The following is a 14,949-nucleotide window of genomic DNA, read 5'->3' on the forward strand; positions in this document are numbered from 1 at the left end:
GTGCGGTCAGTCGTCGCTCGAGATGGGCAGTTCGGTGTATTCCTCAGGCGCACAGCCAAGCGACTGATGCGGGCAGTACTGACAGTGCTCGCCCGGTGTCGTCTCCTCGAGCGAGGGGTCGTCGACTGCCGTGAGCGTCTCGCGGACGACCGACCACGGCGGGAGGTCGTCGGGGTCGATGAGGTCGACGCGCGGTCCGTCGACGTCGCCGACGTAGACGTAGCCGCCGACCGAGATCGGTTCGTCGAAGCGTTGCTCGCAGGCGCGGGCGTACAGCGCTAGCTGGGTGGCGTCGGTGGGTTCGATCCGCTCGGCCGTTGCCTTGTAATCGAGGACGGCGAGGTCGCCGTCGGGCGTCCGCCGGATCGAGTCGATGTAGCCCACGAGGCTGCCGGTGACGCCGTCGATTGCCTCGAGCATGAACGGCAGTTCCGCGGCGACTGGCTCCCAGTCGGCGACCGGGTCGTCGAACGCGGGCGCACTCGCCTCGAAGTAGCGCCTGATGCAGGCGATCACGGCCTCGCGGTGCTCGAGCAGATCACGCGCGGTCAGCTGTCGGATGGCGGCCGTCTGCCACTCCTCGCGGGTTCGGTACTCCCGGTAGAACGCTTCCTCGGCGATGTCGTGAAAGAGCGTGCCGACGAGGCGTGACCCAGTCCCGTCAGTCGGTCCGACACCAGGTATCGACGCCAGCGGATCGTCGGTCGCCCGCACGACGTGCTCGAGGTAGTGCTTTCGCGGACAGGTGGCATGCGTTTCCATCGCCGTGTAGCTGTGGCGCATCGCGACCGGCAGCTCGGTCGCGTTCGAGAGCGTTTCGACGGGGAACCGAACCGTCTCAGTCGTCAGCGCGGACGCCCGGCGACCGCCCGGCACCGATCGCGTCACTCCCTCGAGTTCGTGCTCGAGTCCCCCGAAACTCGCCGCGTCGGCTGCTGGTAGCAACACCCCCTTGCGAAGCAACCGGCCGAGTTTGTGGACCGTCCGAATCGCCTCGCGCGTCTCGAGGGGTTCGTGCGGGCGGTCGTCGTAGCCGGCGTAGTAGGTGATGGTTCCCGGACTACGGGTGGCCGACAGCGCAATCTCGTCGGTTCGGTCGACGACAGTTTCTGGATAGGTGTCCTGTACGCGATCGAAACTCGCCCGCAGCGACGCCCAGAGGTTCATCCGCTGGCCCGTCACGGACCACTCGATCTCGCTTGCCAGACACGCCTCGGCGGTCGACGCTGCGAGTTCGTCCTCCTCGCCGTCGTAGTCGTACTCGGAACCGAAGACGAACAGGTGGTTCTCGGCGCGGGTGAGCGCGACGTGTAACACGCGCCACTCCTCGCCGACCGTCTCGGTCGCGAGGTCGGCACACAGCGGCGAGTCGATCCCGTCGTCGAGTGCTGCCGCGAGCAGGCGGTACTGGGCGCGCTCGGCGTAATCGCGCTCGACACACCACTCCTCGTCGGAGAGGTAGGGGACGAGGACGGTATCAAACTCGAGGCCTTTGGCCTGGTGGACCGTCATCACGTCGACCGAATCGGTCGACTGCGTGCCCCGCGTCCGATCGGTGCCGGCGCCCTCGAGCGTTCCCTCCAGTGCGTCGACAAACCGTGGCGTCAGCGTCTCGATCACCGAGTCGGCGGTGTACGCCTCGACGAAGCGCTCGACGCGCTCGAGTTCCTCGCGCTCCGCCGCTGTAAGGAACCACTCGAGGCGCGTCAGCTCACGAAAGCGGCTGAAAAAGCCGGAGAGTGGGTAGACGTTACAGAGCGTTTCGAGTGTCTCGAGGTGGTCGCGCGCTCGCTCGAGCCGGTCGGGAGCCTCAAGCGTCGCTGAATCGATTGTCATCACGGCATCGTACAGCGTCCCCTCCCGTCGCTGGAGCGTCGCGAGATCGTCCTCGGAGAGGCGATACCGATAGAGCAGTACACGCCGGAGGTGGGCGTCGGCATCGGAATCGACGAGTACGCGCAGATACGACAACAGTGTCCGGATTCCGGGCTGGATCTCGCCGCGTGGCGACCCCGAAATCTCGTATGGGATCTGGCGGTCTCGCAGTTCGTCGGCGACCGCCTGTGCGTGGCGGTTCGTTCGCACGATGACCGCGATGTCCTCGAGCGTACGCTGGGGGACGTTTTCGGCGTCGTCGTTGAGCAGCCGCGAGACGGTCGTCGCGACCTGTTCGGCCGTCGAGCGGTCGATCTCGTCGCTTTCGATTTTGACGACACGATCCGGCGGCTGGCGTTCCGTTCCAGCGCTATCCTCGTCGTCAGTCCCGTACTCGCCGGGCGTGCGCCCGTCTTCGCGCAGTGTCTTCGTCGATTGGGGACCGTACTCACAGTGATTCGTCAGATCCAGGATCTCCTGTCGCGAGCGGAAGTTGAGTTCGAGTTCGATCGCCTCGTGGTCGTCGTAGGCGTCGGCGAGCCTGTCAAGCCCTTCCCGGTCGGTGCCCCGCCAGCCGTAAATCGCTTGATCCTTGTCACCAATGGCCAGCAAGTCGGGCCTGTCGGGACCGTCGGTCAGTTCGGTGATGAGCGCGAACTGCGTCTCGTCGGTATCCTGGAACTCGTCGCAGTAGACGTCGGTCCACTGGCTCGTGATCTCGTCGGCGATCGCGGGATCGTCGAGCAGTTCCGTCGCCGTTCGTACCAGCTCGTCGAAATCGAGCGTCCGCTCGCGCTCGAGATGGTCGTGATAGTCGGCGTACACGTCAGTGTAGTGGCGCGCGAGACGCAGGAACTCGATGTAGTGTTTCAGCCGCCCGAACGGGCTCTGTTCGATCCGATTTGTCGCCGTCCGCCAGATCTCGTTGCCGAACAGGGCTCGTGGAAGCTGTTTGGTCGTCGGATCATCGAGGTCGAGCACGTCGATCGCGTTCGTCACACAGCCCTGGAGCACCCGGAGATAGCGCTCGACGTCGCGAACGACGTCGTCTTCGCGGAACGTCGCCGGCGCTTCGGCGATCTGCTCGCGACAGAACTCGAGGAGTTTGCCGTAGCCGACCAGTGACTCGGTGGTCGCCTCGAGGTGGTGATCTTCGTTGAAATATCGCAGCGATTCGTTGTCAAAAGAGAGGTCTGCGCTTGCTCGTCGCTCAAGCCGGAGGACGAACTCGTTGCAGAGCTCGAGGGTGCGGACAGCTGGCAGCTGTGTCTGTAGCTCGTCGGGGGTGATGTCTTCCTGGCTCATCGACTGGATGAACCGGTCGACGTCGGCGGCGAACTCCTCGGGTGAGCCGTCGCCACGCACTGACGCGGCCGCGAAGTCGTAGTCGTTCTCAGCGAGCAGTCGGCCGACGATCCGCCGGCGTTTGCGTTCGGTGATCACGTCGAACTCGGGCGAGTAGCCCAGATAGTAGGCGTACTCCCGGACCAGCCGGTAACAAAACGAGTGGTAGGTGTAGACGTCGATCGCCGCGGCGGCCTCGGGGTCGAGGCGCTCGGCGACCGCATCACGGATGCTGCCGGCGGCTTCGTTTGCGAACGTCAACACCAGAATGTCGTCGGGATCGACATCGCCGCGTTCGATCGCGTGCTCGATCCGCATGAGCATCGTCGTCGTCTTCCCGGTTCCCGCGCCGGCGTCGACGGAGGTACAGGCTGCCCGGCTGTCGATGACTGCCTGCTGGTTCCCTTTCGGCTCGTCGACGGCCTGCGCTCGGTGTTCACCCATCGAACTGCACCTCTTGGGCGATGTACTCTTGACAGCAGACCGTGTACGAACAGTCCGGACAGGCGTGGTTCGAAATCGACTCCCAGCGGTCGGTCGGATCGAACGCGCCTGTGGCCAGGCGGCCGGCGACAGTCGCCAGCCGATCGTCGACGATTCGATTGCGGTGTTCGTGTGTCATGCCAAACGTGTGATGGTCGATGTAGACGTCGGTCAGATCTGCGACCTCGAGGCTCGTTTCGACGGTTTTGCGAGCCCAGTTGACCGCCGTTTGCGAGCGGTCAGCGAGCGGAATCCGGACGTACCGGCAGGTTCGGCCCTCGAGGCCCAGCCGCCGACAGTAGTTGCGAAGCCCGTCGATGACGACGGCGGTTTCGAACAGTGCGCCAACGAACGCCGGCTCGAAGACGTCCGCGTCGGGGTCGAAGTGGTCGGTAAACTGCTCGGCGACGGCCCCCTCCCACTCCGATCGGTAACGAAGCAGGCCGAGCGATCTGAGCGTCGGGACGAACTGGACGCCGACGACCGCGGAGCCGTCGGCGTAGACGTAGTCGACGCTCGCGTCGATCGGCACCGTCATTTCGTCGGTTTCGTCCGTTTCCGGAACCGACACCGTACTCGAGAGGGGAAGCCCCGGCCCGATCACGGCTCCCTCGGTCGCCTCCGACGCCAGTCGTTCGATCCCGGCCGCGTGGTCGACGCCGACGCGGTCGACGTACGCTGTCGCGGTCGCCTCGAGCACTCGCCGTTCGTGGCGTCGCTGGGCCAGCGAGTGAAACGACTCGTCGTGGCCGTCCCATAGCGTCTCGAGTCGCGCTTTGATGGCGTCTTCGAGGGCCTCACGGTCGAGGTCGCCACGTCGAAGCCCGTCACAGATCGCCGTCCGCAAGAGAGCAACGCGGTCGTCGACCGTGGTGTCGTCGTCGCTGCCAGCGAGGCCGTGGTCGTGGGCGAACTCGTACCGGCGCGGACAGTGGAGATACGTCTCGAGGCCGTCGACAGCCAGTTCCATCGCGTCGGCCTCGTCGTTGCGGGCGTGCTCACTCATTGCGAATCACTTCTCCTGTGGCGAACTCGAACTGCGAGCGCACTGCTTCGGCGAGGTCGTCGTCGATGTCGCCGTCCTCGAGGACGACCGCGATCTCCTCGAACAGCTCCTCAGTCGTTCCGAGGTCGGCCTCGCCGCCCGTACTCGCCTCCCGGAGGATTCGCTCGAGTTCGCCGTGGGGTTGGGCGAGCAGCGCCTCGAGGGCGTTCGCCTCGCCGTGGATCGCCGCCGTCGGCTCGTCGTCGATGCTCGCCAGCTCGAGGCCAGGGGTCGAGTCGAGTAGGTGCAGGTAGCGAGACTCGTCGTACGTTCGGCGCAGGCCGCCGGCGCCGCGTTCGTACGAACAGCAGTAGAGCTGCGTGCGGGCGGCTCGAGATGCGAGGGCGAGCCGTCGCCGAGAGCACTGGGCGTGGTACGTTTCGAAGGGGTCGCCGACGCCCTCGGGCGCGACGGTGGAAAACGTCGCCGTCAGCTCCGCTCTGGTGGGATCGGTGACGGCCGGATACGTCGGCATCTCGCGTAGCCACGCCGTCGGGAACAGCTGGGTGAGAAACTGCTCGCCGGGGTAGCTGTCGTCGATCAGATCGAGCAGGAAGACGGCCTCCCGCGCGTCGTATTTGAGGTCGTCGACGGCACAGACCGTGACGCCGCCGGTCGGCGGCTGCGTCTCGACGGCGTGGACGTAGGGAGCGTCGTACTGGATGGTTCGTCGGAGCATCCGTCGCAGTCCCTGCCAGTCCGGGCCGACGAGATCCGTCTCCTCGACGAACCGGGCAATCTCGAGCACCCGACGGACGCCTTCGTACTGTTCGCGTGCGTCGACCCACGCCTCGTCGCGGGCGATGCGGCCTTTCAGATCCGTCCGGTGGAGCCACCGCTCGAGCGATCGGGAGACGCTCGAGCCGGCACACGACTCGAGTAGGTCGGGCGAGAACTCGTCGACGCGAGCCTGCAGTCGAGCGAGCGAGACGTCGAGCGGATCGCCCGCGTCTCGATCGGACGTGGTTGTGTCGAACAGATCACGTCGCCCGGAGCCACGCTCAAGGGCACACTGCAGCGTCACGAACGCGTACAGTTCGTTGACGGCAGGATCCTCCGCAAGCGAGGGGGTGCCGATCGTCGCCGTTGGGATCCCGGCCTCGCGAAGTTGGGCTCTGGTTTCGGGCACGCGTTCGATCCGTGGCACTGCGACGGCGACGTCGTCGTACGTCCAGTCGTGGCGACCCCGGAGGGCCTGGATCTCGGTGGCGACGCGTTTGACCTGTCCACGTGCGGTTCGAGCGCGGATTCGGCGTGCCCGACTCGGTGCCTGCTCGGTGGTTTCATCCGCTCTCGCTGCCGACGGTGATGTTCCCGTTGCCAGAAACCGCGTTATCTCCCGGTGTGGCGGCTCGCTGTTCTCGCTGTCTTCGGGCCCTGTCTCGAGCACCTCCACCGCGAGGCCGTCGCCGACGTGGTCCTCGATACGGCCGGGTTCGATACGCGTGCGTTCGACGCTGGCGTGGCGCTCGCCCAGACAGACGAGTTCCGAATCGTGGGTGAGTGCCCCGAGATAGCGCCGGTCGAGCCGCCGATACTCCTCGAATTCGACGGCCAGGACAGCATCGACTGCGTCGGTTACTCTGGTCTGTAGCCCGTCGGCGTCCGCCTCGAGCAAGTCGACGGTCCGCGGGATCACGTCTGCCCGCTCGACGTAGCCTCGAGCCTCGAGTTCGGCGTGGAACCGATCGTTCATTGCATAGAGGAAGGCCAGACAGTCGTGTGGCTCAGCCTCGAACTCGTCGCGTCGAAGCCGCTGGCGGGTCGCCTCGAGCAGCAGTTGCCCGACGTCGCGAGCGAAGCTCTCGTGGCTCGCCGCGCGCTCGAGGTAGTCCGGCACGTCGCGGCTGGCGCCGTCGATCACCAGCGAGATGAGTTCGATCCGCTCTTCGTACTCGAGGCGATCCAGCGTCGGATCGTACTCCTCGAGCACTTTCGAGGCGTGCTCGGGCAACGACTCGACGCGTGGCGAGCGTGGGGTGCCGCTGGTCGCGTCGACCCCGGAAAGGGCGTCGGTCAGTGACTCGAGGCCCGCCGGGTGTCGTTTCAGGACGAGGACGTTCCGGGGGCCGTACTCGTCGGCGAGGGCGGCGTATTCGGACGCAATCCGCTCGAACAGGGCGTCGCTGGGCACGGGCTCGGAAAGGAGTTTGCAGGTACCCTCGAGCGGGGCTGGAGGAGACGCCATCAGTTGATCTGTCCCTCAGTATGGCCGAGTTGGTATTTAAACCTGCGGCGGCTGCCGGATCGACGCCCTGCCGCATTGACAACCCTTATCATGTATACACCAGACAACCATTCATGGACGATATTTTCGTTGCGCGAATCATGTCTTCGTCGGTACATACGGTCTCACCGGACACGCTGGTCGAGGACGCCGGGAACCTGATGCTCGAGGAGGACATCGGCTCGGTGATGGTCGTCGACGAGGACAACCAACTTGCGGGCATTCTGACGACGACGGACTTCGTGCAGATCGTCGCCGAACGCAAGCCCAAAGATCAGACGCCAGTCTCGACGTACATGACTCAGGACGTGATCACGGTCTCCGCACAGGACGGTATCCGTGACGCTGCGGACGTGATGGTCGAACACGGCTTCCACCACACCCCTGTCGTCGACGAGGACGAGGGCGTTATCGGGATGCTCACAACCTCCGATCTGACGTCGTACCTCTCGCGTGCAGAGACGCCGAGTCCGGAGTAAGACGCCGCTTAGCGTTCGTCTTCCTGAGTGGGTTCTGCTCCGTCGGCTTCGGTCATCCAGCGAACAGTCTCGTCGAGGTGGTCCCGGAGCGCCCGTGCTTCTGCCGGCGTCAGCGTCACGTCTGCGTGCCCCGTCCCGTGATCGCCAGCCATCGCGTCGATACTCAACACGAGCCGATGGCCTCCGTCATCTTCGGGTCGAACTGAGACGTCCGCTCGGTCGGGGTAGTCCCGCGGCGGCCCGAACTCGAGGTCAGTCTCGCCGCGGGTGACACCCACCTCGACGCGTTCCGGGTGCTCGAGATCGAACGAGTCTGTCGGATCCTCCGTGATCCGTGTCGGCTCCGACTCCTCGGGCTGCTCGTCACTGGTGTCCTCTTGCATAGATACCGATTGGCCCGCAGTTGCCTTGGCTGTATGGCCGAACACAGACTGATGATAGTCTCGTGCGGGCGCCTGTCCGTCAGCTTCGGGACAGGACCCGCTTCAGTCGACAGCGAACGTTTCTGCCTCGAGCAGCGCGCCGCCGACCCAACACTCGCGAGCGAACCACGCGAAGTAGCCCACCACAAGGGCGGTGATGACGGCCTCGAGCGTTCCGAGCCCGGTGATGCCGTCGCCCTCGAGCAGTCCCACGGCGCTGACGGTGGCCCAGCCGACGGCGAGCATCGCGATCGCGACGGCGGCGATTCGGGGCCAGCCGACGGTCACGGAGCCGATCGAGACGCGCTCTCGCGTGCCGGCGGCGAGCATCGACCCGCCAACGGCGACGAGCCACGCCACCAGCGCGACCGTGGTTGGACGCGTCGGCTCGCCGAGGACGAGAAAACTGGCCGCCAGCAAGAGCGTAGCGAAGCCGCCACCGGCGAGCCCGTGGCGAACGACCCGCTTTTGGCTGTTCATTGGGTCGCGTTTCGCCCTCGGCCGCCGTTAACGGTTCGGATCGCTACCCGAACGGTCGATCAGCATCCGCCTCGAGACGGAGAGTCTCGAGCGGTGGTTATCTAGTGTAGCCCGCGACGTTATTAGCGATCGAGGGTAAGTGAGCATCCATGAATGAAAAAGGCACACAAACCATGACCACGTTCATGGGGCTTGGCATCCTCATTTGGTACGTTTCACTGGGCGTCACGGCGAATCCGGTCGTTCGGTTGGCAATCCTCATCGGAGTGGGGGTGGTTGTGCCACTGCTGATCAACGAGTCGAGAACGAAACTGCAGCCTATAGCCGATCAGCAGTGAACCGACAGCCGTGCCGGACGCTGTTCATACGGACTGCTGTCGTCACTGACCGCCGATCACCGGCTCCGTCTCTGGTGATCAGCGGTAACTCGTACAGCAGACCGTCTCAATCGTCGTCCATCGGCGCCGTCACGGGTTCGACACGCTCGCCGCGTGGTCCCTCGAGATCCACTTTCGGCAACAGATCACGCAGATAGCGACCAGTGTGGGAGTCCTCGAGGCGGGCGATCTCCTCGGGTGTGCCGGTGGCGACGATTTCGCCGCCGTTCTCGCCGCCTTCGGGGCCGAGGTCGATGACGTGGTCGGCGTTTTTCACGAGATCGAGTTCGTGTTCGATGACGACGATGGTGTTGCCGTTGTCGGTCAACCGGTGGAGGACGTCGATCAGCTTGCGCTCGTCCTCGCTGTGAAGTCCCGTCGTCGGCTCGTCGAGTAAGTAGAGCGTCTCACCCGAATCTTTCTTTCCGAGTTCTTCGGCGAGTTTGATCCGCTGGGCCTCACCGCCGGAGAGGGTCGTCGAGGGCTGGCCAAGCGTCATATAGCCCAGCCCGACGTCTTTCAACAGCTGGAGTCGGCGACGGATCTGACTCGAGGACTCGAAAAAGTCGTAGGCCTCTTCGACTTCCATATCGAGGACGTCCGCGATGGTCTTCCCCTTGTAGGTGACGTCGAGTGTGGCGTCGTTGTAGCGTGCGCCGTCACACTCCTCACAGGGGACGTACACGTCCGAAAGGAAGTTCATCTCGATTTTCACCGTTCCTTGCCCACCACACTCCTCACAGCGTCCGCCCTTGACGTTAAACGAGAAACGCCCCTTCTCGTAGCCGCGCTGTTTCGCGAGTTTGGTCGAGGCGAACAGCTCCCTGATGTAGTCGAAGACGTTCGTGTACGTCGCCGGGTTCGATCGCGGCGTGCGGCCGATCGGTGACTGATCGATCAGGCGAACCGTTTCGATCTCCTCGAGTCCCTTGAGGGCGTCGTGGTCGCCCGGAATCACGCTCGTGTTGTTGTTCATCTTGCGGGCGAGGCCCTTATACAGCACCTCGTGCATCAGCGTCGATTTCCCGGAGCCCGAGACGCCCGTGATCGCGGTGAAGTTGCCAAGCGGGATGTCGACGTCGACGTCGTCTAAGTTGTGCTGGCGTGCCCCGCGGATCGTCAGCGCGCCGTCGGGATCGCGACGTTCGTCGGGCACGGGGATCTGCCGGCGGCCAGAGAGATAGTCGCCGGTGACGGAGTCCTCGCAGGCTTTGAGCTCCTCGACGGAGCCGTTGACGACGACCTCGCCGCCGCGTTTGCCGGGACCAGGTCCCATGTCGACGACTTGGTCGGCACGACGCATCGTCTCCTCGTCGTGTTCGACGACGATCAGGGTGTTGCCGATGTCGCGCAGTTCCTCGAGCGTGTCGAGCAGCCGGTCGTTGTCCCGCTGGTGGAGCCCGATCGACGGCTCGTCGAGCACGTAGAGGACGCCGACGAGTCCGGAACCGATCTGTGTCGCCAGTCGAATGCGCTGGCTCTCGCCGCCCGACAGGGTGGAGGCCTCTCGATCGAGTGTGAGATACTCGAGGCCGACCTCACACATGAAGCTGAGTCGCGAGCGAATCTCTTTCAAGATCTCCTCGGCGATCACCTTCTCGCGCTCGGTGAGGTCGGCTTCCATCGACTCGAAGTGCGCTAAGGCGTCGCCGATGCTCATCGCGTTGATCTCGGTGATCGAGGTGTCGTCGACGAGCACGGCCCGGCTCGCGGGCTTCAACCGCGTGCCATCACAGGCCGGACACTCCGTGACCGACATGTAGTCCTCGATGTGTTCGCGAGTCGAGTCGGAGTCGGTCTCGAGATACCGCCGCTCTAAGTTCGGGATAACGCCCTCGAAGCGCTTTTGCTTGCGCCGGGTGCCGTTTTTCGTCTGTCGCTTGAAGACGACTTCGTCGGTCGTGCCGTAGAGAAACGCTTGCTGGATGTCCGCGTCGATCTCCTCGAAGGGTGTCGACAGCGGGATGTCGAAATGCGCTGCGACGGAATCCAGCCGGGTCTGGTAGTACGACCGGTTGTAGCTCCAGGGTTCGAAGACGTGTTTCAGCGGTTTGGATGCGTCCTGGATGACGAGGTCCTCGTCGACCTCCTTGGTCTCGCCTAAGCCCTCACACTCGGGACAGGCGCCGTGGGGCGAGTTAAACGAAAACGAGCGCGTCTCGATCTCGGGGACGTCGATCCCACAGTGGGTACACGCCAGATCCTTCGAGAACTCGACGACGAAGCGGTCGTCGTCGTCGGTTTCGTCGCCCAGCGCACCCGTCTGGCGGGCCTCCTCGCCCAGATCCGCGGCGATCTCCTCGGAGGCATCTGGAAGGATAACTTTCAAAACGCCTTCGGCCTCTTCGAGGGCCGTCTCGACGCTGTCGATGATCCGTGGGCGATCTTCGACACTGACTTTCACGCGGTCGACGATGACGTCTACCGTGTGATCGAAGTTCTCGTCCAGGTCGGGTTTCTCGAGCGTGAGGTCGTGTTCCTCGCCGTCGACTTCGACACGGGCGTACCCCTCCGAGACCAGTTCGTCGAACAGATCCTCGAACGCCCCCTTCTGGTCGCGAACGACGGGGGCGGCGAGTTTGGCCTTGGTTCCCTCGGGGAGCTCGAGGATGCGTTCGACCATGTTCTGGGCCGACTGCTCGCCGACCTCACTGCCACACTCCGGGCAGTGGGGAGTGCCGACGCGAGCGTAGAGGAGCCGGAGGTAGTCGTGGAGTTCCGTCACCGTTCCCACCGTCGATCGGGGGTTGTTCGCGGCGTTTTTCTGGTCGATCGAGATCGCTGGCGAGAGCCCTTCGACGGTCTCGACCTGCGGTTTGTCCATCTGCCCGAGGAAGTTGCGGGCGTAGGCGGAGAGACTCTCGATGTAGCGGCGCTGGCCTTCGGCGTAGATCGTCTCGAACGCCAGCGAGGATTTGCCCGAGCCCGAGAGGCCGGTAACGACGGTAAACTCCTCACGGGGGATCGTCACGTCGAGGTCCTTGAGGTTGTGTTCCTCTGCACCCCGAACCGTGATGTACTCCTTGCTCATGGTTCGGTATCGGCTGGTGGCTGCGTTAGTTCGTGACTCACGGCTCGGTTCATTGTGGATGTATCAGTGGCTGAACGAACTTAACGAGTCTGAAAGGCGAACCGCACGGTATCTGGTAGCACTTCGTTGGTGGCGCTCCAGAGATGCGACACGGCGTGTCGACCGGTCCAAAGTGTCTTCGGCTGGAAGCTCCAAGGGGTGGTCATGAGCGACGACACTGGACCCGGGCTCTCGGTCGACGAATTCGTCGACTACTGTCAGACCCAGGCCGGACTCCTCTCCGGGCGCGTCGAGACGATGCGTACCGAAGCCAACGACTTGCTCTCCGAGATCGACGCAGAGATGACCGAACTCCGGAGCCGGCTCGAGGACCACACGAAGGCGGTCGAGGGCACCGACGGCCCATCGACGCCACCCGGTCCCGACAACAGCTTCGACGTCGACGCACTCGAGGCCCTCGAGCGTGAGGTCAAAGAAAAACAGCTGCTCGTCGAGGCCAAACAGACGCGGATGGAGCTCTTTCAGGAGCTGGCAGCGGGCTACACCGACCTCGCCGCGGAGTTACAGTCGTCGGTCGATGACGGCGATGCGGCGTTAGAACGGGTGGTCCATTTCGAGGCGGACAACGACGCACCGGCGTACTTTGCGGATCGACAGACGATGGTCGAAGCGGTCACCGAGTCCCGTTCGTCGGCCGATGACGAGTAACTGGTGTTCCCCTCATCGCCTGCTGCGGACGTGATACAGCAACAAGCGTTATTACGCCGTCCTGATTTGCATAGCGCATCCAACATGTCTCTACGCCACACGGTGCAGTCATCTCCGAGCGTCGATACGCGTGTTTTCGACCCCATCTCTGGTATCGGCCCCAACTCGATGGCCACCGCTGATAAACTGCATTTCGATCGATGACGGGCCAGATATGCTGTCTCGTTTCTGAACCGTCCGTTCAACGGGCGCTCGTCGAGTCGCTCACTGAACGACTCACCGATCGCTCGGTCACTGCCGTCTCGTCTCCTGCTCAACTCCACTCGAGGCTCGAGGCGGCGCCGATCGACGGTGTCGTGGTTGGTCACGACGAGTCGGACCTGGATGCCGTTGCCGTTCTCGAGCGGCTTCGGGATCGACACCCGGCCGTTCCCGTCGTCGTCTTCCCTCGAGATGGCTCGGAAGCACTCGCGAGTGCTGTCCTGGGTGCCGGTGGCACCGACTACGTCCGTCGTGTCGACGGCTACGAGACACTTGCTGCGCGCCTCGAGCGAGCAGTTGATGACACAGACGTACACGCTGATCCCGACTGCTGTGCAGTCCTTGATTCGCTCGACGACGCGGTCATCATCTCTGAGCCGTCCAGTTGCACGGCTACCGACATCAACGAACGGGTGTGTGAGTTCGTCGGCTGTCACTTCCAGGATGCCCGTCGCTGTACGCTCGATACGCCAGATGCTGCCAGTGGCGACCGGACAGTGCAGTCGATTGTGGACCGCACACTCGAGGACGGTGCCCAGCAGGTCGAATGGCAGTGTCAAACGACCGACGGCGACGAGTTCTGGGCCGAACTCACGTTCGAGCGTGTCCTTCGTGATGGGGCTCCGAATGTGGTCGCCATCTGTCGTGATATTTCGACCTACAAGCGTCGACGACACCGGCTTCGGCGTTTCCAGAGAGCGCTCGAGCAGGCGGGGCATTCGATCTACATCATGGCTCCCGATGGAACGATTCAGTATGTCAATTCCGCGTTTGAGGCGAACACCGGCTACAGTGCTGACGAAGCAGTCGGAGCGACGCCTCAACTGCTTACCTCGGGCGTCCACGGACCTGCGTTCTATCGCGATCTGTGGGACACGATTCACGCCGGTGATGTCTGGAACGATCAGATCGTCACCCGTCGAAAGAACGGGACGGAGTACACCGCCAACCAGACGATTGCCCCGATCACCGACGAGGATGGGGATATCGTCAACTTCGTTGCCGTCAACGCCGATATTTCCGACCAGAAGCGCCGAGAAGCCCAGTTTCGGCAGCTTCACCACGCTGTCCGTGAGTGGATCGAAGCGACGACGCGTGAAGATGTCGCGACACGGACGATCGCTCATCTCGAGGAGTTGCTCGAACACGAACTCACCGCGGTCTTCCTGCACGACCCTGCGAGCGCCCAGCTCCGCCCCGCGGCCGTGTCGGCGGCTGCAGACGAACTGTTCGAGACGCATCCCCGATTCGACGAAGATGAGGGGATCGCCTGGCGCGTCTTCGAAACCGGATCGGAAGCGATGTACGACGATGTGCGCCGGGCAGCCGACGCCTACAACCCCGAGACGCCGATCCGGAGCGAGATCGTTCTGCCACTCGGCGACCACGGCGTGTTGTTCGTCGCCTCCCAGACGGTGGCTGCGTTCGACGAAACCGACCACACGGTACTTCGAATCGTCGCCTCGAGTCTCGAGGCGACCTTCGACCGGATCTGTCGCGAACAGACACTCGAGCAGCAGAGAGACCGTTTCGAGAAGTTTGCCCACGTCGTCTCACATGACCTGCGAAATCCGCTGACCGTCGCGATAGGTGAACTCGAGCGGGCCAGAGAAACCACCAACGACGAGGCCTTCGACCACGTCGTGCAGGCCCACGAACGCATCGCAAACATTATCGACGATCTGCTTCTGCTCGCCCGTGAAGGTCGAGCGATCGACGATCGACAGCCAGTCTCACTCGCCGACGTTGCGTCGAACGCCTGGGATACCGTCGACGCAGCCGGCGTGTCGCTCGAACTCGCGTGTGATCGACGCGTGCTGGCCGATCCAGGGCGGCTCCAGCAGCTGTTCGAGAACCTGTTTCGGAACAGTGTCGAGCATGGCTTGGTACGCCCGGACTCACACACTCGACAGGACGCTGTCAAGTGCGACTCGACACACAGTCGGCCACCGGCAGACGACACGGCGTTGACCATCCGTGTCGGTCTCACGGATGATGGGTTCTACGTGGCCGATACCGGCGTCGGCATCCCCGACGCTGAGCGTGAGCGAATTCTCGAGACGGGGTATACGACGGCCGACGACGGGACCGGACTCGGGCTCTCGATCGTCCAGACGATCGTCGACTCCCACGGCTGGTCACTCGAGATTACCGACAGCGAGGCAGGTGGGGCGCGCTTCGAGATTCGTTCGGACGTCGTCGACTGACGCCGCCGCC

General features: G+C 63.9%; 10 protein-coding genes. 4 read left to right on the forward strand and 6 right to left on the reverse strand.

What is annotated here, in order from left to right; all coding sequences use genetic code 11:
* Positions 1 to 6: 6 nt before the first annotated feature.
* Genes ACERJA_RS07285 through ACERJA_RS07295 form a run of 3 tightly spaced genes read right to left on the reverse strand, consistent with a single transcriptional unit; the run spans position 7 to position 6,935 of the window.
* On the reverse strand, positions 7 to 3,663 hold the full coding sequence (locus ACERJA_RS07285) for a UvrD-helicase domain-containing protein (protein WP_373607585.1): 3,657 nt from the start codon (positions 3,661 to 3,663) through the stop codon (positions 7 to 9).
* The gene (locus ACERJA_RS07290) at positions 3,656 to 4,708 is read right to left on the reverse strand and encodes a hypothetical protein (protein WP_373607586.1); all 1,053 of its coding nucleotides are present in this window, start codon (positions 4,706 to 4,708) and stop codon (positions 3,656 to 3,658) included. Before ACERJA_RS07290 ends, ACERJA_RS07285 begins: the two co-directional genes overlap by 8 nt.
* Positions 4,701 to 6,935, reverse strand: a complete 2,235-nt coding sequence (locus tag ACERJA_RS07295) for a hypothetical protein (protein WP_373607587.1) — start codon at positions 6,933 to 6,935, stop codon at positions 4,701 to 4,703. Before ACERJA_RS07295 ends, ACERJA_RS07290 begins: the two co-directional genes overlap by 8 nt.
* Before the next feature lie 113 nt (positions 6,936 to 7,048).
* On the opposite strand from ACERJA_RS07295, the gene ACERJA_RS07300 reads away from it, so the two are divergent.
* The gene (locus ACERJA_RS07300) at positions 7,049 to 7,453 is read left to right on the forward strand and encodes a CBS domain-containing protein (protein ID WP_373607588.1); all 405 of its coding nucleotides are present in this window, start codon (positions 7,049 to 7,051) and stop codon (positions 7,451 to 7,453) included.
* 8 nt (positions 7,454 to 7,461) lie between these two features.
* Here the strand turns inward: ACERJA_RS07300 and ACERJA_RS07305 are convergent, their stop codons facing one another.
* Complete coding sequence (locus tag ACERJA_RS07305; RefSeq protein ID WP_373607589.1) at positions 7,462 to 7,836, reverse strand: hypothetical protein; 375 nt, start codon at positions 7,834 to 7,836, stop codon at positions 7,462 to 7,464.
* A 102-nt stretch (positions 7,837 to 7,938) separates the two neighbouring features.
* Positions 7,939 to 8,355 carry a hypothetical protein gene (locus ACERJA_RS07310; RefSeq protein WP_373607590.1) on the reverse strand — a complete coding sequence of 139 codons (417 nt, stop codon included), beginning with the start codon at positions 8,353 to 8,355 and terminating at the stop codon, positions 7,939 to 7,941.
* Positions 8,356 to 8,504: 149 nt separating this feature from the next.
* On the opposite strand from ACERJA_RS07310, the gene ACERJA_RS07315 reads away from it, so the two are divergent.
* On the forward strand, positions 8,505 to 8,693 hold the full coding sequence (locus ACERJA_RS07315; RefSeq protein WP_373607591.1) for a hypothetical protein: 189 nt from the start codon (positions 8,505 to 8,507) through the stop codon (positions 8,691 to 8,693).
* Between the two features lie 106 nt (positions 8,694 to 8,799).
* On the opposite strand, the gene uvrA is transcribed toward ACERJA_RS07315, so the two are convergent.
* On the reverse strand, positions 8,800 to 11,763 hold the full coding sequence (gene uvrA / locus ACERJA_RS07320) for an excinuclease ABC subunit UvrA (protein WP_373607592.1): 2,964 nt from the start codon (positions 11,761 to 11,763) through the stop codon (positions 8,800 to 8,802).
* Positions 11,764 to 11,967: 204 nt separating this feature from the next.
* Between uvrA and ACERJA_RS07325 the strand changes: the two genes are divergently transcribed.
* On the forward strand, positions 11,968 to 12,471 hold the full coding sequence (locus ACERJA_RS07325; RefSeq protein ID WP_373607593.1) for a hypothetical protein: 504 nt from the start codon (positions 11,968 to 11,970) through the stop codon (positions 12,469 to 12,471).
* 200 nt (positions 12,472 to 12,671) lie between these two features.
* Complete coding sequence (locus ACERJA_RS07330; RefSeq protein ID WP_373607594.1) at positions 12,672 to 14,939, forward strand: PAS domain S-box protein; 2,268 nt, start codon at positions 12,672 to 12,674, stop codon at positions 14,937 to 14,939.
* Positions 14,940 to 14,949: the final 10 nt, after the last annotated feature.

Origin of the sequence: Natronorubrum sp. A-ect3 (genome assembly GCF_041821125.1) — an archaeon.
Classification (GTDB): Archaea; Halobacteriota; Halobacteria; order Halobacteriales; family Natrialbaceae; genus Natronorubrum; species Natronorubrum bangense.

Excerpts from the sequence above, each read along its gene's own strand:
- ACERJA_RS07285 (WP_373607585.1), bottom strand. The coding sequence starts at position 3,663 with ATGGGTGAACACCGAGCGCAGGCCGTCGACGAGCCGAAAGGGAACCAG.
- ACERJA_RS07290 (WP_373607586.1), bottom strand. The coding sequence starts at position 4,708 with ATGAGTGAGCACGCCCGCAACGACGAGGCCGACGCGATGGAACTGGCT.
- ACERJA_RS07295 (WP_373607587.1), bottom strand. The coding sequence starts at position 6,935 with ATGGCGTCTCCTCCAGCCCCGCTCGAGGGTACCTGCAAACTCCTTTCC.
- ACERJA_RS07300 (WP_373607588.1), top strand. The coding sequence starts at position 7,049 with ATGGACGATATTTTCGTTGCGCGAATCATGTCTTCGTCGGTACATACG.
- ACERJA_RS07305 (WP_373607589.1), bottom strand. The coding sequence starts at position 7,836 with ATGCAAGAGGACACCAGTGACGAGCAGCCCGAGGAGTCGGAGCCGACA.
- ACERJA_RS07310 (WP_373607590.1), bottom strand. The coding sequence starts at position 8,355 with ATGAACAGCCAAAAGCGGGTCGTTCGCCACGGGCTCGCCGGTGGCGGC.
- ACERJA_RS07315 (WP_373607591.1), top strand. The coding sequence starts at position 8,505 with ATGAATGAAAAAGGCACACAAACCATGACCACGTTCATGGGGCTTGGC.
- uvrA (WP_373607592.1), bottom strand. The coding sequence starts at position 11,763 with ATGAGCAAGGAGTACATCACGGTTCGGGGTGCAGAGGAACACAACCTC.
- ACERJA_RS07325 (WP_373607593.1), top strand. The coding sequence starts at position 11,968 with ATGAGCGACGACACTGGACCCGGGCTCTCGGTCGACGAATTCGTCGAC.
- ACERJA_RS07330 (WP_373607594.1), top strand. The coding sequence starts at position 12,672 with ATGACGGGCCAGATATGCTGTCTCGTTTCTGAACCGTCCGTTCAACGG.